The sequence below is a fragment of the Pseudoduganella sp. RAF53_2 genome, assembly GCF_052113985.1.
Classification (GTDB): domain Bacteria; phylum Pseudomonadota; class Gammaproteobacteria; order Burkholderiales; family Burkholderiaceae_D; genus Rugamonas.
Genome location: NZ_JBFRDW010000737.1, coordinates 1 through 2746, shown reverse-complemented (window position 1 = coordinate 2746; position 2746 = coordinate 1). Strand labels below are relative to the sequence as shown.

The 2746-nt window shown below is 61.9% G+C and carries 3 protein-coding genes; 1 reads left to right on the top strand and 2 read right to left on the bottom strand.

The genetic code is table 11. From position 1 onward, the window contains the following. Positions 1-629, top strand: a 629-nt coding sequence (locus tag AB4Z11_RS28705; RefSeq protein WP_442029229.1) for a homoserine dehydrogenase, incomplete at its 5' end; no start/stop codon positions are given. A gap of 210 nt (positions 630-839) precedes the next feature. Here AB4Z11_RS28705 and AB4Z11_RS28700 read toward each other — a convergent pair. Together AB4Z11_RS28700 and AB4Z11_RS28695 are read right to left on the bottom strand one after the other, a co-directional pair. Next, positions 840-1151, bottom strand: coding sequence for a BON domain-containing protein (locus tag AB4Z11_RS28700; protein ID WP_442029228.1), 312 nt, complete (start codon positions 1149-1151; stop codon positions 840-842). Between the two features lie 204 nt (positions 1152-1355). Then, a complete protein-coding gene (locus AB4Z11_RS28695) occupies positions 1356-2735 on the bottom strand; it encodes a sigma 54-interacting transcriptional regulator (RefSeq protein ID WP_442029230.1) in 1380 nt (459 codons plus the stop codon). Positions 2736-2746: the final 11 nt, after the last annotated feature.

Here is a 2746-nt window from a genome sequence, read left to right as displayed (position 1 = left end):
AAGCGGTGGACATCAAGTACGCCGAGCAGCTGGGCTATCGCATCAAGCTGCTGGGCATCGCCAAGCGCACCCGCGTCAACGGTTCGGAAGGCATCGAACTGCGCGTGCACCCGACCCTGATCCCGGCCAAGCGCCTGATCGCCAATGTGGAAGGGGCGATGAATGCGGTGCTGGTGCAGGGCGATGCGATCGGCGCCACCATGTACTACGGTAAGGGCGCAGGCGCGGAGCCGACCGCTTCGGCGGTGATTGCGGATCTGGTGGATATTACCCGCCTGGCGACGGCCGATCCTGAGCACCGCGTGCCGCACCTGGCTTTCCAGCCGAATGCGCTGACCGATATCAAGATCCTGCCGATGGCGGAAGTGACCACTAGCTACTACCTGCGCATGCATGTGGCGGACCGTCCGGGCGTGCTGGCTGAGCTGACCCGTATCCTGGCCGATGCCGGTATTTCCATCGACGCGATGATGCAGAAGGAACCGGCTGAGGGTGAGACGCACACCGATATCATCATGCTGACGCACCAGACGCAGGAGAAGAATGTAGCTGCGGCAATGGCGAAGATGGAGGCGCTGGAAACGGTGGTCGGCAAGGTTACCCGTATCCGCCTCGAAAACCTTTCCTGAACCCACGGCAGAAGCAGGTGGCAGGCACGATGTGCCAGCCACCCCATTCGAAGTCCGCGGCGTCAAACAGGTGGCTGCCACAGCGTGGCTGCCACCAACCCTTCCGGTTTAAAAAAAAGCGGGCAACATCCGAAGATGTCGCCCGTTTGAAGGGGAGGTACTTCTACTACTCTCTCACGTACTGCTTACTGCGGGTACTACGGGGGAACTTTACTTGGCGGCGACGGTCAGCTCGCTCTTGACCTCTTTCACGCCTGCCACAGCGGATGCAGCCTGGATCGCTTTGGTGCCTTCATCAGTGCTGGCCACCGAGCCGCTCAGAGTCACCACGCCTTGCGCGATCGTCACGCTGATTTGCTTCTGGTCAGCCAGCGCGGACTTCACTTTGGCGGTCAGCGCGGTATCAGAGCTAGCGGCGACGGCGCCTGCCATCGCGCCATCTTGCTGAGCGAATGCGGTCAGCGAGGCTGCGGACAGGGTAGCTGCGGTGATCAGGGAAGCGATCAGTTTGGTTTTCGTCATGGTCTATCTCCATTTATGAGTCAAAAAGGACGCCCTGGGACGTTACCCAGACTATTGCAAGCGCCGTGCCAGCTCTTGCAAATTCAATAAAATCAAAGAGTTAAGATTTAAACGTTCTGACAAGCAATGCTTCGGGGATATAACCTGTCGCCGGGGAGCGACAGGTCCAGGGGCTGTATTGGCAAGTGCTTGATTTGAAAGGGCTTATTCTTGTCGCTCCTCAGCGACAGGGGTCAGATCAGAGCGGAACTGGGCCGCGTTGAGGTCGTATTTCTGCAGCAGGCGATAAAACTCGGTGCGGTTGCGCTCGGCCAGACGCGCGGCATCCGCCACATTGCCATCCGTCAGTTTCAGCAACTGGACCAGATAATTGCGCTCGAAGCGCTGCTTGGCTTCGGTATAGCTGAGCACTTCCAGTGTCGGAACGCGCAGGGCGCGCTGCACCAGTGTCAGCGGCACGATGGGCGCGGTGGCCAGCGCGCAGACATGCTCCACCACGTTGTACAGCTGGCGCACATTGCCGGGCCAGGCGGCGCGGGTGAGCGCTTCCAGCGCGTCCGGTGCAAAGCCGTTGACCATCTTCTGGTACTTCGTGGCCAGCATTTGCAGGAACTGGGTGGCCAGCAGGCCGATGTCCTCGCGGCGTTGTGACAAAGGCGGCAAGGTCAGCGTGATCACGTTCAAGCGGTAGTAAAGGTCTTCGCGGAACTGGCCCTCCAGCATGGCCTGCTCCAGGTCGCGGTGGGTGGCGGACAGCACGCGCACATCGACCGGCCGGCCGGCATCCGAACCTACCTGGCGCACCACGCGCTCCTGTAGCACGCGCAACAGCTTGACCTGCAGGTGCAGGGCCATATCGCCGATCTCGTCGAGGAACAGCGTGCCCCCATCGGCAGCCTGGATCAGGCCTTCGCGGCTGGCCACCGCGCCGGTGAAGGAACCCTTCACATGGCCGAACAGTTCGGACTCCAGCAGCTGCTCCGGAATCGCGCCGCAATTGACGGCAATGAAGGGCGCCTTGGCGCGGCGCGAAGCACGATGGATGGCGCGCGCCAGCAGTTCCTTCCCGGTGCCGCTTTCGCCGCGGATCAGCACACTGGCTTCGGACACCGCCACCAGCTTGGCCTCCGCCAGCAGCTCCGCCATCGACTGGCTGCGGCTGATGATTTCTTCCCGCCAGAATTCGTCGCTGCGCGACTGCACCACGCTCGGCGCGCTCAGGCTCAGGGCCTGGCCGATGCGGTCCAGCAGCACCTTGGCGTCAAAAGGCTTGGTCAGGTAGGCATAGGCGCCCAGCGACGTCGCTTCCACCGCATCAGGAATGGTGCCATGCGCCGTCAGCAAGATCACGGGCAGGGCTGAGAATTGTTTGCGAATCTGCTGGAACAGGGCCATGCCGTCGCGGCCCGGCAGGCGGATGTCGCTGATTACCATGGCAGGCAGTTCCATCGCGATATGCGCCAGCGCCGCCTCCGCGCTGCTCACGGCTGTCACCTTGTAGCCATTGGCTTCCAGGCGCATGGAGAGAAGACGCAGCAGGTCCGCGTCGTCGTCCACCAGAAGAAGATGTGCACCGACCGCCATCACTTCACCCC

Bases quoted from the DNA above. Each gene is read 5' to 3' on its own strand.
- AB4Z11_RS28700 (WP_442029228.1), bottom strand. From the start codon at position 1,151: ATGACGAAAACCAAACTGATCGCTTCCCTGATCACCGCAGCTACCCTG.
- AB4Z11_RS28695 (WP_442029230.1), bottom strand. From the start codon at position 2,735: ATGGCGGTCGGTGCACATCTTCTTCTGGTGGACGACGACGCGGACCTG.